Here is a 19,203-nt window from a genome sequence, read left to right on the forward strand (position 1 = left end):
CGGGTGTCGGTCGGATCGATCACAGAGCTCATCGCAGCATCCACAGGAGCTGGTTGAAGCACTCGGACATCGATGGGTGGGTGTAGATTTCGTCGCGCATCATGCTTGCGGTGAGGCGGTGACGCATCGCCATGGCCACCAGGTTGATCACCTCATGGGCGTCGTAGCACAACAGCGCCGCACCGAGAAACTGATCCGTTTCGGCGTCGACGACGACCTTCATAATTCCATCGGTCTGATCGACGATCCGGGCACGGGCGACCGTGGCCAACTTCGCCACCGGGCTCGAAGCCGTTTTCACCTGATGCCCGGCGGCGCGCGCTTGCCGTTCGGTCATCCCGACCCGCGCCAGCGGTGGGGTGAGGAACAGACAAGACGGCACCGCGACTCGATCAGCAGCCGAGCGCGGATGATCGGCGCCGGCGAGCTGGTCGGCAACGATGCGATAGTCGTCGAGCGAGATGTAGGTGAATTGCGGTCCGCCGTTGACATCTCCCACCGCGTATATGTGCAGTCGACTCGCGCGCCGAAATTCGTCGACCTCGATCGCCCCGGTGGGTGTGGTCTGTACACCGGCGTTGTGGAGCGACAGGTCTTCGGTGTTCGGTCTACGGCCCAGCGCCACCAGTATGACGTCGGCGACCGCCGCCGATTCGGTGCCGGCTGCGGTGAAGTGGATGGTGGCCGACGTTTCGGATGTGCTTTCGACACCGTCGATCTCGACACCGGTGACCACCGAGACGCCGGCAGCCGCCAGGACTTCACGCACGGCGGTCGCGACGTCTTCGTCCTCACCGCCCAGAATCGCCGAATGGCGCTCCAGGACCGTGACCTCCGTGCCATAAGCGGCCATCATCGAGGCGAATTCCAGCCCGATATAGCCGCCGCCGAGGATCACGAGGCGGTCAGGTCGCGGCAGCGCGGAGAGCAGCTCCGCACTGGTCAACGCGACAGGGCAGTCGCGTAAGCCGGGGATGTCCGGAATCACCGGCACCGAACCGGTTCCGATGACGATATTGGACGCCGTCACAACAGCGCGGCCGTCGGCGGTGTCGACTGCCACCGTGTGCTCGTCGACGAAAGCCGCATGACCGGTCAGCACGGTGGCCGTGGGTATCGGCGCGAACATGCCGAGGTTGACTGCGCGTAGCCCGGCAGTCAGTGTTGCGGTGGCCGCGACGGCTTCGCTGTACGCGGCTGCGCCGTCACCATCCGACGTACGCATCTCGCCTCGGTACACCATGGACTTGGTGGGTACGCACCCGACGTTGATGCAGGTGCCCCCGTACATCTGCGCCGACTGTTCCACCACCACCACGCGCCGGCCCTGTGCCCCGAGGGCGGCCGCGAGGGTCTTGCCTCCCTTGCCGAAGCCGATGACCAAGAGGTCGGCAGTGATCATCGTGCTCATGACATCCTCAACACGACACGGAACCGGGCCTCGTTGCGCATCATCCGGTCGTACCCGTCGGCCACCGATTTCAGTGGGAACTCTTCAATCCACGGCCGGATCCCCTGCAGTGCCGAGAAATTCAGGGTGTCTTCGATGTCGGCGGCAGTCCCGGCGGGGTGTCCGTGCACGGTTCCCGTGGTGTTGATCAGTTGCAGCGGAGTGACGGCGATCGGGTCTGCCGAGACGCCGAGGGTCAGCAGTTCGCCATGTGGGGCCAAACCGTCGATGGTTGCGCTCATCGCCGCCGAATTCGTGACGGTGGCCGCGATGACCCGCGCACCGCCGAGCTTCCGCAGCTCGACCGCGACATCGCTGACGGTCGAATCGATGTAGTGATGGGCGCCGAGTTGCTCGGCCATGTCGCATTTCTCACTGCCGCGGGCGACGGCCACGGTGCGAAATCCCATCTTGACGGCGAACTGCACACCGAGGTGCCCCAGACCGCCGATCCCGAGAATGGCCACGACATCGCCGGGCATCGCCCCGGTATGGCGCAGGGAATTGAACATCGTGACTCCGGCACAGGCCAGCGGGGCGGCTTCGGCGGCACCAAGCTCGTCCGGGATCCGGGCCAATGCGCTCGTGGGTGCGACGATCATCTCGGCATAGCCGCCCCGGAACGCAGCCCCTGTCACCTTGGCGTACTCGCAGTGCATGAATTCACCTCGGCGGCAGAAGAAGCAGTGGCCGCAATAGCCGCCCGACCATCCCACGGCGACCCGGTCACCCAACCGCCATTCCTGCACATCGCCGCCGACGGCGTCGATGCGTCCGGCGATTTCGTGTCCGGGAGTCATCGGGAACACGGTTCCGGGCAGGTGCCCGGCGGCCAGCTGCGAATCGGAATGGCAGACGCCGCAGGCTTCGACCCGGATTCTGACCGTCCCGGGCCCCGGTTCGGCGATCTCGCGATCCGCCAACTCCAGTGGGCCGGACGGAGTGTTGACGTCGACAGTGCGGTAGGTGGGCACAAGTGATCGCTTTCTGCGCGTGGTTGTTGATTCAGACGGTCGAGAAATCGAGGACGACGCGAAACCGCGCGCCCGACATCATCCGGTCAGGCGTGGGGTGCGTGCTGGAACGGATCCGGTGAGACTGCCCCGGGCCGGTGGTTCCAGGTTCCGCTCGACCAGTTCGAAGGAACGCTGGCCGGTCACCTGATAGGCGCGGTAAGTCGTCACGTCAGCTGGCCTCCGCCATAGGTCGATGGATCTCGGTTCACCAGCGTGACCGGCCCACGCGGGCGATCGGTATCCGACGAATGACTGCATCCGGCCGCCGCGTGTCACAGCACCCGGACATCGGTGAGCTCGATCGACACCTCGAGCTGATCGCGAACCGGATGATCGGCGGCGTCTCGCACGTAGACCGTGCGAGTGGTGGGCATCACGATTCCGCCCACACTGACGAAGTCGCTCACATACTGCGCGGCACGGGATCCACCTGCGATGTCGATGTCGTAGTCGCGTCGCCGAATCAACCCGCGGTCGTCGACATACAGCGTCTGCTGAGCAGTGTGCGTGACGACCGTCGGCGGGTAATGCACCCGCAACCGTCGCCAGTCGTCCGGACCTTCCTGCCACAAGCTGTCGTACCGCAGTTCGACACCCGGCATGGTGAGGCTGAACGGTTCGGCGAGATCAGTCCACATCGCGTACCCGGTGAAGTACGCCACCTGCAGGTCGGTCCACGATGACCGCCGTGTGTGGCCGTCGAACGACGACCGCGGTCGGGTCAGGATCTCGATCAGGTCGTTGTCGACCGTCTCGATGCTGACCCGCGCGGGGCTGTACACAGACTTGAGGTCCGAAGCTCCGAATGGCCGCATGCTGACCCGCTGGTCCTTCACCCACACCGTCACTTCACCCTCACCGGCCAGCGCCGATGCGCCCTTGCGGGCCCAGAAGTCGCCACCGAGCCGGTAGTGGGCGGCTATCGCCGTCACGCGACACCACCGGGCACCTCCCCCATAGGCGTCCAGCACTTCCTCGACGACGTGGCGCATAGGCACGAAGGTGTCACCGTCACGGTCGCCAGGCATCAGTCAGATGACTAGGACGGCTGTGGTCTCGGCGGTGCTGGACGGCGGGCTCGCCAGTGCGTCGGTAAAGTCTGCGCTCGACGGATCCGCCGTCAGGAAGAGATGCTGGGCAAGTGCTGGGTCGTTCTCGTGAGCTGGAGATCGGGATGGCCGCGCTTGACTCCGTCGTCGGCGGCGGGTCGGGTCGCTGCCTGGTCATCGAGGGCGAGCCCGGGCTGGGCAAGACCACCCTGATGACCGAGCTGGCCGCTCGGGCGGGTGCGGTCGGATTCCGCGAGCTGAGGTGTGCGGGCGTGCACAGCCAGTCCGAAATCGGGTTCGCCGGGTTGCATGAGCTGATCTATCCGCTGCTGGGCCACGCGCAACGGTTGCCCAGCCGGCAGCGTGTCGCCGTGCTGACTGCGTTCGGGATCGACGAGGGCCCCACTCCCGAACGTCTGTTGATCAACCTTGCGGTCCTCGGGCTGATCGAGGAGGCATCGCAGGAGCAACCGCTGGTGCTGATCGTCGATGACGCGCAGTGGCTGGATCCTTCGACGCTCGATGTGCTCACCTTCGTCGGACGGCGCCTGGCCAACGCCGCAGCCCTGATGTTGTGTGCGGTGCGCCCGGACACGGCCGGGCAACCGCGTCACCTCAATGATCTACCGCATCTACAACTGACCGCACTGGACTCGGAGTCGGCCGCCACGCTGTTGGATCAAATCATCGATGGCAACGCAGCGCTACACGGCCTACAGGAACCCACCAGGGCGCGGATCTTGGCGGAGGCGTCGGGAAATCCGCTGGCGGTGCTGGAACTGGCCGCGGCGATCGCCGACGAAGGGGTGCATGACCAACCGCTGTCCGACGCGCCGCTGCCCACCACCCGCCGGATCGAGAACGCTTTTCTCGGGCAGCTTGCCTGCCTCACGGACGAGGAACAGACCCTGCTGCTGCTGGTGGCCACCGCGGGGACACTGACGGTGCGGGAACTCAGTCGCGCCGCCGAGAAGTTCGGCGTGGGTGATCGCGAACTCGGGACACTGCACTCGTGCGGTTTGATGAAGATCAACGCCGACCGCCTCGAGGTGCGTCATCCGCTGATCCGCTCAGCGATCTATGGCGCCGCCAACCTCCCGGAACGGGCAGCGGCCCACCGCGCGCTGGCGGCAGCCCTGGACAACCCCACCCGTGCCACGTGGCACACGGCTGCGGCGACCTATGGCCCGGATGAGGCGGTGGCAGCTGAACTCGAGCATGCCGCCGCGGCGGCGAGCGCCACGGGTGCCCACGCTGAAGCGGTCGCGGCCCTCCGGCGCGCCGCAGCCATCTCACCCGAGAAACCGGACAAAGTACGTCGATTGACATCCGCAGCCGAATCAGCTCGGATGGCCGGACTGGGGGCGGACGCCATTCGAATCGTCGACGAGGCGATCGCATTGCAGCCACCGGTGCCAGAGGCGGCCCAGTTGGAAGTCACGCGATACGTCCTTGCGGCGATGGGCGGTGTTCCCGGTCGCTCGGTCGCGGAGCTCGTCCGGCTGGCCGAGCGGTTCGGCCGGGTGGCCGAGCCGCGAGCCCGCTATGGTCAAGGATTCCTGCTCGCGGCGGCGTCGATCCGATGGCGAATGTACGGCCAGCACCGCGACGAACGGGATGTCATCGCCGACGGTCTCCGGCGTGCCCGGACCGCCGATGCCGCCGAACCGGTCGTTGCGGCCATGCTCCAGATTGCCGAAGCCTCCATCGATCATCGCCGTCGCGCTTCATCGTTTGCCGCCCAGGCGAAGTCGATGACCGACGAATTCCACGCCGACCCGTTGTTGCTCAGCGCGATCGCGCTGGCCGGTGAGTACACCTGGAACCTCGATGCAGCTATCGAGGGATGGACGGCGTTGGCGCAGTGCGCGGCGGCTCTGGACTCCCCCGTGCACGAATGTGACGCACTGCGTGGCCGGGCGCAGTTCCAAATTCATACGGGCGGTCTGCGAGAAGCACGGGTGACCGCTGATGCCGCGTTGCGGCTCGCCGACAGTACCGACCTTTTGGGCGAGGCCGCGGCTGCTGCCGCGATCCTGGCTAGGGCGTCGGCCTGGCGGGGTGATTTCCGCGCTGCCGAAACGGCCATCGCCGACGGCTACGACCGGGTGAGCAGTGACCCCGGCGTGGTTTGGAACGCCCACCTGCAGTGGGCATCCGGGCTCGCGGCACTGACTGCCGGCGACGCCGCCAAGGCCGTCGCCGACCTCTCGCGACTGGCAGCGCATCCGCAGATGGAGCTGTGGGCCGTGGGCGACCTGACCGAAGCGGCGATCGCCGCCGGACAGCCTGATCTCGCGCAGCCGTCGGTCCAGCGCGCGCTGGATGAGGCCGCCCACATCGATTCTCCCTTCCTGACGATGCTGTCGCAGCGCTGCCTGGCCGAATTGTCCGCAGACCCCGACGACGCCGAGGCTCGATTCGTGACGGCCATCGCCGCTGGGGCCAACAGCAATGCGACGCTGGAGCTGGCCCGAACGCAGCTCGCGTTCGGGCAGTGGCTGCGCCGCAGGCGGCGCATCGTCGCCTCGCGAGAACATCTGGCCGCCGCTGCCCACACCTTCACCGCCTCAGGAGCTCGGCCCTGGGCCGACATCGCCAACGCGGAGCTGAGGGCGGCCGGCGTGCACGCCGGACCCGCCACATTCGCCCCTGCTACCGAATCGCTGACCGCTCAAGAACTTCACATCGCCCAGTTGGCCGCCGACGGGCTCACCAACCGGGAGATCGCCGATCGGATCTACCTGTCGCACCGAACCGTCGCGGCACACCTCTACCACGTCTTTCCCAAGCTCGGTGTCACCACCCGCAGCCAACTTGCCGCCGCCCTGCAGTCACATCTGGACAAGAGAGACAGCTAGGGCGTGCGCTGTGGCGCTGATCATCAGCGTGTGACAACGATTTTGCCGATCGTGTGACCGGATTCGATCTCTCGGTGCGCCTCGCGGATGCCTTCGGCATCCAGTCCGGTGATCGTTCTGGTCACGGTTGTCCTGATCACGCCGCGGTCAACCAGGTCCGCCGCTTGAGCGAGCAGCTTCTGTTGGGCGATCATGTCGTAGCCGAACAGCGGACGAGTGAACATCAACTCCCAGTGCCAGGCAATACTTTTGGGCTTCAGCGCCACCAGATCCAGGCCCTCGGGCTCGTCGATGGCGGTGATGTGGCCGAACGGCCGCACGATCGTCGCGTAAGTCTCGACGTTCCCGCGCGAGTGCGGTGAAAAGAGATAGTCGACCCCGTCGGGCGCGACGCGGGCGGCTTGCGCTTCCAGGTCGTGGTGGTCGACGACCGCGTCGGCGCCCATCTCACGCACCCACGCCTGCGACGGTGCCCGGCTCGCCGTCGCGATCACTCTGAGTTCGGTCAGTGCCTTGGCGAGTTGGATCATCACCGACCCGACGCCTCCCGCGGCCCCGACGACGAGCAGGTCCCCCGTGGACTCGCCCGACAGGCCGAATCTCTCGAACAACGATTCCCAGGCGGTGATGGTGGTGAGCGGCAGCGCCGCGGCGTCGCCGAACGACAGCGAACTGGGCTTGCGTGAGACGATCCGCTCATCGACGGCATGAAACTCAGCGTTGGTTCCGGGCCTACTCACATCGCCGGCGTACCACACCTCATCGCCCGGTGAGAGGGTTGTGACCTGCGGGCCGACAGCTTCGACGACGCCGGCGGCATCGAATCCCAGCACAGTCGGGGTCTGCGATGGCGTCAGAGACAGGCGGCGCTTCATGTCGACCGGATTGACCGACACTGCCAGCACCCGAACCAGAACATCGCGTGCACGTAATTCGGGAACGTCGACGGTGATGTCGGTCAACGCGTCTGGATGGTCGATCGGTAGCGCATCGAACGACGCCACCGCCTTCATGCTCGACATGCTTGTCTCCTCGGTTGTCGCTCTCGCCGCCACTGGCTCAGTCAGCCACAAACACGGTGACAACTCGTCCGCCCACAGGCATCGGTCGAATGACCGCTTGACTCCGCCCTCATGGGTATCGACGCAGCGGCCGCAATTCCCGACTGCTGCCGGCGCTCAAACGCCGGCGGTGTGACAGGCGGCACCGCGGAGCAGTCAAATGCCCGATGCTCGAGTGCCACCACCGTTTGCATGCTGTGCCAGTGAGCACTTCTGCAGGCGATCGAGATGCCGATACCGCCGTCGCACATCCACGCTGGCACAGCGCGCCGGAGTCCAGGTCGATCACGGTCGGGGAGGTGACCGCAACCTACATCTCGGACGGGACCGTGCAGATCTCCCCGTCCGCCCTGTTGCCCGACAGTCCGCCGGCGTTCTGGGAACAGAACACGCACCTGCTCGACGCTGACGGCTACCTCGTCATTGGCGCGGGCGGACTTCTGGTACAGGGGTCAGGCTGGTCGCTGCTGATTGACACCGGGCTGGGTCCGTTGGACAACGTCCCTTCGCTCGACGGGCTCGGGACGGTGACGGGCGGTGCCCTGGTGAGCTCACTTGCCCGTCACGGGGTCACTCCAGCGGAGCTGTCGGCCGTGGCGATCACACATCTGCATGCCGACCATGTCGGCTGGTGGGCCAACGGTGCGGACGCCGCCGGGCGGGGGCCGTTCGCCGACTTGCCCGCCTACATCGGCGCCGAAGGCTGGGAACACGGCAGGAACACAGCAGACCCGACGCTGACGCCGGTGATCACCGCGCTCGCCGACAACGTGCGCCCTGTCGCCGACGGAACCACCATCGCTCCCGGTGTGTCGGTGCTGCACACTCCGGGACATACCGCCGAGCACACCTCCTATGTGATCGAATCCGGCGGCGAGACGCTGATCGCCTTCGGCGATGCGTTCCACTCCGCGGCTCAGATTGCGCACCCGGAGTGGGCCGATGGCATGGACCACGACACGAGAACCGCTCGCGTCACGCGGGAAGCGCTGCTGAGCAGGCTGATCCGGCCTGACACCTACGGTTTCGGCGTGCACTTCGCCGACGTCACGTTCGGCCGGGTGATCCCGGTTCCCGACGGCTTCGCCTGGCAGCCCCGCGCCTAGCGTCGGCTGAGCACCTCCCCGATGTCCGGATCCAGCGGACTCACCGTGCCCACGAATGACCCGCAATGTGAAGGAGACAAGTCATGAGACTGAATCAGGCGGCTCGGCAAGTCATCGGCGAGGGCGTCAACGCCACCCTGGTCACGTTGAGCCCCAAAGGTAATCCGCAGGTCAGTGCAGTCTGGGTGGGGTTGGAGGAGACCCCGCGGGGCGACGAACTCGTGACCGGACACCTCAAGGAACACGTCAAGGTGAAGAACATGCGTCAGCAGAGCCTGGTCGTCGTGGGCATCTTCGACCCGAATCCGGACCATTGGGAAGGTGTCGTCAGACCCTTCCTCAGACTCACCGGCACGGCCACGGTCGAAGAGGCCGACATCGTGGAGCTCGAGCGCAAGTTGGCCAAGGCGGTAGGCAACCCGGAGATCGATTGGCCGCCCTCTGGATACGAGAACGGCTATCTCACCCGCATCCACATCGACAAGGTCGGCGGCATGGGCCCCTGGGACGCGGGGCCCGGCACCCGCATGACCGACATCGTCCACGACCGGTGACCACCCGCCCGCCGGAAGAACAGTGCTCATGACTCGACCGCTACGGGTTGGACACATCTCGCTGTCCTTCCACGACGCCGCGGCCGAACAGGTAGAACTTGTGCTCCGCTCACACGGCCACGAGATCGAACGCCACAGCGCGCCGCACCGAGAGATGTTCCGTGCCCTGGGACGCGGCGAAGTCGACGCCCTGGTCTCGGCGTGGCTGCCCTGGAGCCACGGCGAGTACTTCGCGCCGATCGCCGGCAGCGTTCGGATGCTGACGGTGCTGTACGAGCCCTATCCGATCTGGGGCGTCCCCGACTACGTTCCGGCCGAGATCGCCTCCATCCCCGATCTCTCGCAGCCCGTGGCGCTGGAGCACATGCAGCGGCGAATACAGGGCATGGCGCCCGGAGCGGGGATCAGCGAGATGTCACCACGAGCCGTCACGGAATACGGACTCGACAGTGCCGGATATCGTTTCGAGAACGGCTCCGAAGACGACTGCATCATGGCATTCATCGATGCAGTCCAGAACCGGCGGTGGATGGTGATCCCGTTCTGGCACCCCCAGGCGCTACACCTCCGTTTCCGTATCCGCCGACTCCAGGATCCGAAAGCCATCCTCGGCGCCACCGACAACGCCACGCTGCTGGTTCACCGGGACGCCGAAAGTCTGATCGGAGCCGCCGCCCTGGCCGATCTCACCAAGCTCTACTACGGCAACACGCTCATCAACCACCTCGACAACGCGATCCGTCAGCGCTCCTCGACTCCCTACACAGACTTCTCGCGCTGACCCGGCGGGGCCACTGGGACCCCATGGGGTCTTGGGAAGGGCAGGGGTTTCGCGCAACACCCGGCTGCCCCAGGCCCACACGACCTCATCATCGACCTACGCCCAGCGCTGCCGGGAATGGAGCGACGCCGGAAGAACTACGCATCAACAGTTCTCCATAGCCACCGTCATGGCAGACTACTTCTGCGACCCTGGCAGCGCGGCATTAACGAAAACACCAACGGACTGCTCCGCCAAGACTTCCCCGAAGGCACCGACCTCAGCCTCTTTGGACCCGAGGACCTCGAACACATCCTCCAACAACTCAGCGGACGCCCACGCAAAGACGCTCGGCTGGGACAACCCAGCCGAGCGCTTGCGTGATCTACTACACCGGCAGCGTTGCGACGACGTCTGGAGCCCGCCATGCTCGAAGGCCGTTTCACCCGGTAACGAGGGACAGGTCTCGGACCGCAACGCTCTGCGGCGGTCCGATCCCTACCAGCCGGGCAATAGGAAGATCGCCCACGCGAATAAGGGTGCGGCGACGATCATGGCCATCCCCCAGCGCAGAAGTTGGGCCATCACTTTGTCGCGATCCTCTTCGGCCGCATTGGCCACGATCAAAGCACCGGTGGTGGAGAACGGTGAAGCGTCCACGATCGACGACGCCAGGCTCAAAGCGATGAGCATGGCGACCGCGTTGACCTCGCCGGCCAGCAGGAAGGGAACCGCGAGCGGCAGAAGGGCGCCCAGGATTCCGGTCGTGGACGCGAAGGCGGACACCACAGCTCCGATCACACAGATCAGCAAGGCGATCAGCAGGGGTGAACGCAGGTGAGCCACTGCATCAGAGACATAGGTGACGGTGCCGAGGCCCTGGAGCAGATTGACGTAGGTGATGATGCCGACGATGAGGAAAACCGACGGCCACGCTATCTTCGGTAGGGCCTCCTTCGCCGCAGCCGGCGACAGGACACTCAGAACCACAGCGAGCGTCATGGCCACGAAGCCGATGTCGAGGTCCGAGAAGAGCACGATGCACACCATGGCGACGAGACCGGTCAAGGTCGCCCCGATCTGAGGGCTCATCGCGGGACGGGCGGGCACGCTGACCTCGGTGCGCTCGGCCACCATCTGGGCGCCTCTCCCACCGCCGACGGGCGGCCGGAGCCCGGCGGAGCCACCGGATGAATCGGCGGCCGGCTCAGCAGTGCTGTCGCCCTGCGCGTTTCGCCGCTGCGCGCGTCGCGTGATCACCACGAAGAGCGCGTAGCACAGCACGACGTTCACCGCGAAACAGCTGACGAACAACACCAGCGGTGATGACTGCACACCATTTTCGATCGCGATGTCGTTGACGATGATGCCGAACAGGCCGATCGGCGAGAACTCACCGGCACTCACTCCGTTGGCGACCATCAATCCCATCAGCAGCGGGCTGATCTGATAGCGCTGCGCGATGCGCATCGCGGTCGGGGCGATGATGGCGACCGCCGCGGGCGGTACCGCACCGATGCCGGCCAGACCGGCCGCGATGAGGAACATTATCCATGGGAACGCCCACACCCGTCCTCGTACCAGGCCGACCGCGCGATCGACAAGCCAGTCGATGGTCCCGTTGACTTTGGCGATGGCGAACAGGAACGTGACGCCGACGAGGATCACGAACAGCCCGGTTGGGAAACCACTGAGGATTTCCTTTTCGGAGCGCCCCGCCAGCCCCAAGCCGACGATGAAGGTCGCCACGAATGCCAGAGCACCCATGTGAACATTCAAAAAGGTCGCGATGACGAACACCCCGACCAACACCGCGATGGAAATCAATTGAATCGACATGGTGATCTGCTTCCGTCTCAGTGCTTGGCGATCAAGCTGCCGAATCCATCGAACTGATCGTCAACCCCCATGGCACGCAGTGCGTGCCAGTAGATGACGGTGCCGACTGCCCACACCGGTTTGCCCATCTCCTCCTCGAGCACAGGTGCGAGCCGCCCGAAGCGCAAGTTGGTGCCGAGTTGGATGATCGCGTCGGGTCGATAAGAGTCGGCCGCACGCACCGCTTCACGTAGCCGCTCCTCCGGCTGGGCTGCGACCTCGATGATGCTGCGGCATCGCAGACCTTCAACGTGGACGACCTCGAAGCCGCGGCCGTCGAAATAATTCACGGCGTTCTTCTCGATGACCGGGTAGTAGGGAGTGACCAGTGCCACCCGTCGCGCACCGACATCGTGCAGCGCGGCCTCGGCGGCCTGCGCGCCCTGCGATACATCGACACCCGAGATTTCTCGCAGGTGGTCGAGCAGCGCGAAACTGCCTTCGACGCCGCCCATGAAGCTCTGTGAGGACATGCCGAGCACCAGATGGTCGATCAGCGCTTCGTTGAGGCGCCGCACCGAGTCATCGAGGTTGGCCGAGACATGACGCATGATGATCGACCAGTCCTCGTCGGCGGCGATCGACTGGTTGGGGACGTAGTAGCGGTCGATGGCGTTGATGACGCCCTCGGGTCGCATATCCATCATCTCGTTCTCGACCACCACGTTGGGTCCCGGCGTCATGATGCCGATCACGCCGCGCGGCCCCATCGCGTTGCGGTAGCGGGTGCGGTCATGTGTGGTCCCGGGGATCGGCGGTGCGGCGGCGGCAGAGGTTTCGGTCATTGTCACTCCTTGTTGTGAGGTTGGTCACGCGCTGCGCGAGCGTATGTCGATTCCCCGCTGGCTGAACCCACGGAAAACAGATACATCCAATCCGGAATCCGGATAGGATCCGCGGTTGTGCACACCGACTGGATCAAGGCCTACGTCGCTGTAGCCGAGAAGGGCGGGTTCCTTCAGGCGGCCCGCGCTCTGGGCCGCGCGCAGTCACGCATCAGCGAGCAGGTGGCGAAGCTCGAAGCCGACCTCGGTGTCGTACTGATCGATCGCGCGATCCGCCCGGTCCGACTGACCGTCGCCGGTGAAGTGTTCCTGGGCCGCGCCTACGACGTGTTGAACACGCTCGACAGCGCGCGGGCAGAAGCCACCGCGCTGAGCGGCTCCACCTATGGCACGGTGCGGCTGGCGTGCATGTCAAGCGTTACCGGTGATTTCGTGCCCCGGCTGATCGACCGGTTCAGCCGCGTCGAACACAACATCGAGGTACAGGTCCTCGAAGGACCAACGGACACATTGCCGCACATGCTGCACCGGCGCGAAGCTGATCTGGCGATCGCGCCGTTGGCCTACGTCCGCAATGATCCGGAACTGCAGTGGATCGAGTTGTGGGACGAGCCGCTCAAACTTCTCATCCACCCGACGCACCGGCTTGTCGACTCTACGACGGCAAGTCTGACGGACCTCGACGGTGAAACGGTGGTGACCCCGGGCTGCGGCGACGGCGCAAGGGGACTGTCGCCCGAGGTGGCCGCCCTGCTCACCGCTGCCGGCGTGCGCGTCGGTGGCGCTCGTCGAGTGGCCAGCCCGCACACCCTGGTCGCGATGGTCCGTTCCGGACTCGGCGTCGGTGTGCTCAGCGAGCTCGCTGTGCGGCTCGCCGGCGCCGAGGGGGTCGAGCTGCGTGAGTTCACTGAGCCCGAGGCAGTGCGGCGTACAGTGCTGACCTGGCCCAGAGACCGGAAGAGCAATACCGCCGCGCAACGCCTCACGCAGTTCATCGCCGCGCACCGCCCGCCGACAGGAACCACCCGCGTCGGCGCGACGAGCTGATTCCAGGGGCCGCGGCAGCGCTTCGGTCACGATCAAACAATCGAACACATCAGCGGCGTCGCTGACGAAAGTTGAGTTCCGCGACCGCATCACGGCACCGTTGACATGACTCGATGTGGTCCGGTGGCGACTTCGCTCGCACACGCGACTTGCTCAACGACTGTTCCCATCGCGCATGAAAACGGCCCCCGGACAGAAGTCCGAGGGCCGTTCTACCTAGTAGCGGGGACAGGATTCGAACCTGCGACCTCTGGGTTATGAGCCCAGCGAGCTACCGAGCTGCTCCACCCCGCGTCGGGTGAACACGAGGTTACCGAAGGCGTCGGCCGTCCTCCAAATCGCCAGCTCGCCGGAAGCTATGACGCTGCTCACTCCGGCCACGAGCGTGCCCGAGGTGCGCGTCTGCACCGGCGTGTCGGGGTGCAGACGCGCGCGGTCACAGTAATCAGGCGCGGACCACCTGCCCGGTGCGGAACACCCCGGCCGGGTCGTACCGGTCGGCCAGCGCGGCCAGCCAGTACCGGGTGTCCTCGGTGTAGACCCGCGCCGCCCGCCGCGGATCGGTCGACGGCGCGAAGTTCGGCAGCAGCCCACCCGTCGACCACGGCGCCAGCGCCGAGAGCACCGCCGTCGCATGCTGCGGGACCGCGTCGGCCACCGGCGGCACCAGCGCCCCGATCGTCGTCAGCGCATACGCCGCATCCCGGTGGCACAACGCGCCGCGGTGGTGCGGCTCGCGGGCCAGCGCGCCGCCGAGCAGGCGCACCTCGACGATCGCCTGCACGGAGCCCGACCCCGGCCCGGCGACCGCGAGCAACGCCTCGGCCGCCGCCGCGTCGAACCCGTGCAGCAGGGTCTGATCCTCGTAGACCGGCATCGGATCGACCGGGTCGGCATGCACCGCACCGATCGCGGCGTAGGGCAGCACCCCCACGGTGTCCATCACCGTCGGCGCGACCGCCCGCATCGGCGCCAGCAGCCGTTCGGCCTCCGTGAGGTCGCCGACCGCGGTGTAGCGCACCGCCACCGTCAGCCGGCCGGCGAGCGGTTCGGGCACGCCCGGCAACGGCGGAAGCTGTTGCAGCGCAATCGAGGTGTTGACGGTATCCGGCAGTGTAACCGACCAGCCGGCCCACGTGTGCAGCACCTCGGCGGCGTGTGCGCCGTCGAAATACATTGCCCCGCCGTAGAATTCGGCGATCGGCAGCAGATCGATCTCGACCGCCGTGACGATGCCCAGCGTGGCCTTGCCGCCGCGCAGCCCCCAGAACAGGTCGGCGTGGTCGTCCGGGGTCACCCGCAGCACATCCCCCGTGCCGGTGACCAATTCGAACGAACGCACATGGTCCGACGACGCCCCGACGGTACGCACCAGCGGCCCGACACCGCCACCGGTGAGGAACCCCACCACCCCCACCCCTGGCGCCGAACCGCACAGCGCCGCCAGCCCGTGTGGGCACGCCGCGTCGAGCACCTGCTGCCACCGCGCCCCGGCACCCACGCGGGCGGTGCGGCGCTGCGCGTCGACTGTCACCGTGGACATGCCCGCCGTGGACACCAGGATGGTGTCCGTATCGACGCCGATCGCCCCGTGCCCGGTCGCCTGGACCGTCACCTGCAGCCCGCGCGCCGCGGCGAACCGCACCGTGTCGGCGACGTCGCGGGCCGAGGTGGCCAGCACCACCGCGGCGGGCCGTACGTCGGCGGCCACATTCCACGGGGTGCAGCGCTCGTAGCCGGCCTCCCCGGGCAGCGCCACCGGCGCGGCGACATGCGCGCGCAGCGCCGCCACCGGGTCGAGCAGATCGTCGCGGGCGACGTCGGTCAGGGTCATTCTCGGGTCCTTTCACAGCACTGTGGATCTGTCGCGCTCAGCCTGACCCACGCCCCTTGGCGAAGGCTTGGAGCGCGCTCCAAGCGGCCCGCAAGTCCGCCGCAAGCGCCGGTCACGACGCACTCAGGCCAGCGCCGCGGCCGCGTCGGCGATACCGCGCATGCCTGCGGCCAGCGCGTCGCCGGCCAGGGACCGCGCGGTCGCCGGGTCCGGGGCCAGCTCGCAGCGCAGCAGCCGGCACCGCAGCAGCGTGGGTATGCCGCCGGTCCGGGTGGCGATGTCCTCCGCGGTGGCCAGGTCCGCCAGCGCACGGTCGGGGTCGCCCAGCAGTGCATGCAGTCGGGCGGTGGCCAGCGCCACCGGCCCGGCCACGCCGACCTGCCCGATCACCGCGATCCGGTCGCGGTATGGGCTCAGCACGGCCAGCAGCGCGGGCGCGTACTCCGGCAGCCGGTAGTCGCACGCGAGGTGCGCCAGCAGCGCCGTGTGACCCAGCGTGGTCCATACGTGCGCGCGCTCGGCACCCGCGCTCCACTCCCCCAGCCGCGCCATCGCATGCCCCCGCGCGCCGGCCCCGCTGTCGATGGTCAGCAGCGCCGTGTGGACCAGGCCCACCATGCCCTGCCCGCCGCTCTCCGGGCCGGCCGCCAGGCCCGGCCAGTCCGGTGCGACCGGGCCGCCCTTCTCGCGCAGCAGCGACACCGCCGCCACCAGCCCGCTGCCCGCCTCGTACAGCTCGGTCTGCTCGTGCACGTCAGCGGCGATCCCGTGGTGACGTTCGGCCTCGGTGAAATCGCCGCGCCACACCGCCAGCACCGCCTCCATCCACCGCAGCTGCGCGCGCAGCACCGGCAGCTGCAGCTCCTCGCTCCCCGCGATTCCCGCCCGCAGATGCTCCTCGGCCAGACCGATGTCGGCCAGGTTGACCGCCGCCATCGTCGCCACCGAGTGCGCGATCACCGCGTCCTCATGGGACCTGCTGTGGTGCAATCGATTCAGCTGTTCCACCCAGTCCAGGGTTTGCCTGCTGTAGGTGGCCACCCCCGAGTACGTGATCAGCCGGCCCATCAGCACGTCGGCGATGACGTCGTCGTCGCCGGTCGCCTCGGCCAGCCCGGCGGCGCGCTGCAGATGCCCGGCCGCCACGCCCGCATCGGGGTGATAGCAGTGCCCCACCGCCAGCGCGGCCAGCACACGCGCCCCCGCCGCCGGATCCGAGACCGCCAGTGCCGCAGCCCGATCGAGCAGCGACAGCAGCACCCCCGGATCGTGTCCAGGCGCCAGCCACGGCCAGCCGCCGCTGGCCCGCAACAGCGCGCTGGCGACCCGCCCGGCGGTCGCCACCCGACCGGTCCGCACCGCCTCGGCCAGCTGCACCTCCACGGTGTCGAGCACCAGGCGGCCCCGCCCGGCCCGCGAGTGCGCCTCGAGCATCGCCACGGTCAGCCCGTCACGCTCCTCGTCCACCCGCTCGGCAGCCGGGAGCCGGTCGTAGGCGTCCAGCGCGGCCTGCCACCACCGCCCGGCGATGTCGGAACTCCACCGCGCCGTCGCGTCCTCGGCCGCCAGCCGGCACGCGTCGACCACCTCGCACGGATCGATCAGCGGTTGCGCGGCCAGCAGATGCTGCGCCCGACGGGTCACCGCGTCCTCGGCGGTGCTCGACACCAGCACCTCGGCGATCCGCGCGTGCAGCCGCTGCCGGCGCAGCGCGGGCACCCCGGCGATCAGGTGCTCACGCAGCAGCCCGTGGGCGAACGCGTACCCGGCGCCGGTGTGCGCGGCGATCAGCAGCCGCTCGTCGGCCGCCTCGTCCAGGTGGTCGGCGAGCGTGTCCACGTCCATGCCGGTGGCGCTCGCCAACAGCGGCACCGCATGGGAATCCACGGTGTCGCCGATGATCGCCGCGGTCCGCAGCACGTGCACCACCGCCGGGTCCAGGCCCGCCAGGCGGCGGTCGAGCACCGACTTCACCGCCACCGGCATCTCGCTGGCTTGCCGGTCGGCGCGCGGCAGCCGGGCGTACTCGGACACGAAGAACGGGTTGCCGCCGGTGCGGGCGGCCAGCACCGCCGCCTCGCCGTCGGTCAGCTCGGCGTCGGCCACCTGATTTGCCAGCGTCGCAACGTCATCCGCCGACAGGGCGGGCACGGTGATGTGCCGGTTGCGGTCCGTGCGGGCCACCGTCGCCACCAACCGCGACACCTCGGCACTGTGATCCCCGTCGCGCAGGGTGAGGATCACCGCCACGGGCCGGTCGCGCAGCGCGCCGGCCAGATACGCCAGGCAGGCCGCCGACGTCGAATCGGCCCACTGCACATCGTCGACCACCACGGCCAGCGGGTCCGGCACCGATTCCAGCATCGTCTGGATGCGTTCGTAAACCCGGAATCTGGCGGTGTCGGGGTCGGCGTCGGCGGGCGCGTCGAGCACGTCGTCGGGATCGGCGCCGAGCGCGCGGACCACCTGACGCATCGGCCACCACGGCGGGGTGGCCCGCTCGTCGGGACAGCTCACCCACACCGTGCGCCCGCCCTCGGCCGCCACGTGCGCCGCGATCTCGTCGGCCAGCCGCGTCTTACCGATACCGGGCGGCCCGGACAGCACCAGCCAGCGCACGGATCCGGCGAACACATCGTCGAGAACGGATGCTGCGGTGGCCAATTCGCGATCACGACCGATCAGTGGCACCCGCGCCGACCGGCCGGCCGACGCCTCCCGCGGCGCCTCGACCGCGGGCGGTGTGGGGGTGGTGACGTCGGCCGCGCCCGTCCACTCCGGTGACCGCGGCCAGGCCGCCAGCTCCGGGGCCTGACGCAGGATGGCCGTCTGCAGGTCGCGCAGCTCGGCGCCGGGTTGCAGGCCCAGCTCGTCGTCGAGAATGCGGGCGTGGCGGGTGTAGACGTCGAGCGCGTCACCGGCCCGGCCGGCGCGGTACAGCGTCAGCATGTGCAGCCAGCAGCCCCGGTCGGCGATGGGCGCCGCGGCCCGCAGGTCGGTGACGGCGGCCAGCGCCTGCGGGACCCGGCCCAGCGCCAGCAGCGCGGTGATGCGCGCATCGAGGCAGTCGGTGCGCAGCTGCTCGGCGCGCGCGGCGTCATCGGCGACCCAGGGCTCGTCGCGCAGGTCGGCCAGCAACGGGCCACGCCACCACGCCAGCGCCGCATCCGCGGCGAGCAGCGCCTCCTCCCAGTCACCGCGCTCGATCGCCGCGGCCGCCTGCGCGCACCCGGTCGCGAACTGCGTGAGGTCGACCGAGGCTGGGTCGACGTCCAGGTAGTAACCCGGCGGTTGGCGCACGATCGGCGACGCCACCTGCGCCGAGGCCCCGTCGCGCAGCGCCCGCCGCAGATTCGAGATGTAGGCCTGCAGGCCGGCGGTGGCGCTGCCGGGGGCATCGTCGCCCCAGACCGCGTCGATCAGCCGGTCGACCGACACCACCCGCCCCGCCGCCAGCAGCAACACCGCCAGCACCGCACGCTGTTTGGGCGGCCCGACGTCGACCGGGCAGTCCGCGTGCACCACCTGCAGCGGCCCGAGCAAGCGAAACTGCACCCGACGAGCTTAAGCGCAGTCCCGCGTCGGCTCAGCGCGTCTCGGAGTACCGGTTCATCGCGTCGTCGAGTCGCTGCAGCGCCTCGCCGTACTGGGCGAAGTCGCCGTTGCGCTGCGCCTCCTGCAGACCGCTCATGGCGTCCTGCACCTCCTGCAGCGCCGCCGCCTTGGCCGACGACAACTGCTGCGGCGGGCCGCCCGGCCGCGGCGGTACCGCCGCCCCGGGAGCCGGCGGCGCCGGCGCCCG

Annotated in this window: 14 protein-coding genes, 1 tRNA gene and 1 pseudogene; 6 read left to right on the forward strand and 10 right to left on the reverse strand. The window is 68.1% G+C overall.

Features of this window, described 5'->3' with window-relative positions; all coding sequences use genetic code 11:
• Nucleotides 1–28: 28 nt before the first annotated feature.
• The 3 genes from E4P42_RS14265 to E4P42_RS14275 all read right to left on the reverse strand — a co-directional run bounded on the left by E4P42_RS14265 (nucleotide 29) and on the right by E4P42_RS14275 (nucleotide 3,398).
• Nucleotides 29–1,411, reverse strand: a complete 1,383-nt coding sequence (locus tag E4P42_RS14265) for an FAD-dependent oxidoreductase (protein WP_135126720.1) — start codon at nucleotides 1,409–1,411, stop codon at nucleotides 29–31.
• Entirely contained in the window at nucleotides 1,408–2,424 is a 1,017-nt protein-coding gene (locus tag E4P42_RS14270; protein WP_135126721.1) for an alcohol dehydrogenase catalytic domain-containing protein, read from the reverse strand. Before E4P42_RS14270 ends, E4P42_RS14265 begins: the two co-directional genes overlap by 4 nt.
• A 314-nt stretch (nucleotides 2,425–2,738) precedes the next feature.
• Nucleotides 2,739–3,398 carry a hypothetical protein gene (locus E4P42_RS14275; protein WP_245234021.1) on the reverse strand — a complete coding sequence of 220 codons (660 nt, stop codon included), beginning with the start codon at nucleotides 3,396–3,398 and terminating at the stop codon, nucleotides 2,739–2,741.
• A 209-nt stretch (nucleotides 3,399–3,607) separates the two neighbouring features.
• On the opposite strand from E4P42_RS14275, the gene E4P42_RS14280 reads away from it, so the two are divergent.
• Nucleotides 3,608–6,376 carry an AAA family ATPase gene (locus tag E4P42_RS14280; protein WP_256371152.1) on the forward strand — a complete coding sequence of 923 codons (2,769 nt, stop codon included), beginning with the start codon at nucleotides 3,608–3,610 and terminating at the stop codon, nucleotides 6,374–6,376.
• A 23-nt stretch (nucleotides 6,377–6,399) separates the two neighbouring features.
• Here the strand turns inward: E4P42_RS14280 and E4P42_RS14285 are convergent, their stop codons facing one another.
• On the reverse strand, nucleotides 6,400–7,398 hold the full coding sequence (locus tag E4P42_RS14285; RefSeq protein ID WP_135126724.1) for a zinc-binding alcohol dehydrogenase family protein: 999 nt from the start codon (nucleotides 7,396–7,398) through the stop codon (nucleotides 6,400–6,402).
• 338 nt (nucleotides 7,399–7,736) lie between these two features.
• On the opposite strand from E4P42_RS14285, the gene E4P42_RS14290 reads away from it, so the two are divergent.
• The 4 genes and pseudogenes from E4P42_RS14290 to E4P42_RS27430 form a co-directional block, all read left to right on the forward strand.
• Nucleotides 7,737–8,543, forward strand: a complete 807-nt coding sequence (locus tag E4P42_RS14290) for an MBL fold metallo-hydrolase (protein WP_209305776.1) — start codon at nucleotides 7,737–7,739, stop codon at nucleotides 8,541–8,543.
• Between the two features lie 83 nt (nucleotides 8,544–8,626).
• Nucleotides 8,627–9,097: a pyridoxamine 5'-phosphate oxidase family protein gene (locus tag E4P42_RS14295; RefSeq protein ID WP_135126726.1), complete on the forward strand. Its 471-nt coding sequence runs from the start codon at nucleotides 8,627–8,629 to the stop codon at nucleotides 9,095–9,097.
• A gap of 28 nt (nucleotides 9,098–9,125) precedes the next feature.
• Nucleotides 9,126–9,878, forward strand: a complete 753-nt coding sequence (locus tag E4P42_RS14300) for a glycine betaine ABC transporter substrate-binding protein (RefSeq protein ID WP_135126727.1) — start codon at nucleotides 9,126–9,128, stop codon at nucleotides 9,876–9,878.
• A gap of 189 nt (nucleotides 9,879–10,067) precedes the next feature.
• Nucleotides 10,068–10,248, forward strand: a pseudogene (locus E4P42_RS27430) (transposase); the annotation flags it as partial.
• Nucleotides 10,249–10,355: 107 nt separating this feature from the next.
• Here E4P42_RS27430 and E4P42_RS14310 read toward each other — a convergent pair.
• Together E4P42_RS14310 and E4P42_RS14315 are read right to left on the reverse strand one after the other, a co-directional pair.
• Nucleotides 10,356–11,696 carry an SLC13 family permease gene (locus tag E4P42_RS14310; protein ID WP_135126728.1) on the reverse strand — a complete coding sequence of 447 codons (1,341 nt, stop codon included), beginning with the start codon at nucleotides 11,694–11,696 and terminating at the stop codon, nucleotides 10,356–10,358.
• Nucleotides 11,697–11,713: 17 nt separating this feature from the next.
• On the reverse strand, nucleotides 11,714–12,445 hold the full coding sequence (locus E4P42_RS14315; protein ID WP_209305777.1) for an igiC: 732 nt from the start codon (nucleotides 12,443–12,445) through the stop codon (nucleotides 11,714–11,716).
• A gap of 192 nt (nucleotides 12,446–12,637) precedes the next feature.
• Here E4P42_RS14315 and E4P42_RS14320 point away from each other — a divergent pair, with 192 nt between their 5' ends.
• The gene (locus E4P42_RS14320) at nucleotides 12,638–13,567 is read left to right on the forward strand and encodes a LysR family transcriptional regulator (protein WP_135126730.1); all 930 of its coding nucleotides are present in this window, start codon (nucleotides 12,638–12,640) and stop codon (nucleotides 13,565–13,567) included.
• A gap of 220 nt (nucleotides 13,568–13,787) precedes the next feature.
• Here the strand turns inward: E4P42_RS14320 and E4P42_RS14325 are convergent.
• The 4 genes from E4P42_RS14325 to E4P42_RS14340 form a co-directional block, all read right to left on the reverse strand.
• A tRNA-Met gene (locus tag E4P42_RS14325) sits at nucleotides 13,788–13,861 on the reverse strand.
• A gap of 151 nt (nucleotides 13,862–14,012) precedes the next feature.
• A complete protein-coding gene (locus E4P42_RS14330; protein ID WP_135126731.1) occupies nucleotides 14,013–15,401 on the reverse strand; it encodes an FAD-binding oxidoreductase in 1,389 nt (462 codons plus the stop codon).
• Between the two features lie 123 nt (nucleotides 15,402–15,524).
• Nucleotides 15,525–18,956 carry a BTAD domain-containing putative transcriptional regulator gene (locus tag E4P42_RS14335; RefSeq protein WP_245234022.1) on the reverse strand — a complete coding sequence of 1,144 codons (3,432 nt, stop codon included), beginning with the start codon at nucleotides 18,954–18,956 and terminating at the stop codon, nucleotides 15,525–15,527.
• A gap of 31 nt (nucleotides 18,957–18,987) precedes the next feature.
• On the reverse strand, nucleotides 18,988–19,203 hold a 216-nt coding region (locus E4P42_RS14340), incomplete at its 5' end, for a hypothetical protein (protein ID WP_135126732.1).

Source organism: Mycobacterium sp. PS03-16, assembly GCF_004570325.1.
GTDB lineage: Bacteria > Actinomycetota > Actinomycetes > Mycobacteriales > Mycobacteriaceae > Mycobacterium.

Coding starts and splice junctions, on each gene's coding strand:
- E4P42_RS14295 (WP_135126726.1), top strand. CDS start 8,627: ATGAGACTGAATCAGGCGGCTCGGCAAGTCATCGGCGAGGGCGTCAAC.
- E4P42_RS14285 (WP_135126724.1), bottom strand. CDS start 7,398: ATGTCGAGCATGAAGGCGGTGGCGTCGTTCGATGCGCTACCGATCGAC.
- E4P42_RS14310 (WP_135126728.1), bottom strand. CDS start 11,696: ATGTCGATTCAATTGATTTCCATCGCGGTGTTGGTCGGGGTGTTCGTC.
- E4P42_RS14315 (WP_209305777.1), bottom strand. CDS start 12,445: ATGGGGCCGCGCGGCGTGATCGGCATCATGACGCCGGGACCCAACGTG.
- E4P42_RS14300 (WP_135126727.1), top strand. CDS start 9,126: ATGACTCGACCGCTACGGGTTGGACACATCTCGCTGTCCTTCCACGAC.
- E4P42_RS14330 (WP_135126731.1), bottom strand. CDS start 15,401: ATGACCCTGACCGACGTCGCCCGCGACGATCTGCTCGACCCGGTGGCG.
- E4P42_RS14265 (WP_135126720.1), bottom strand. CDS start 1,411: ATGAGCACGATGATCACTGCCGACCTCTTGGTCATCGGCTTCGGCAAG.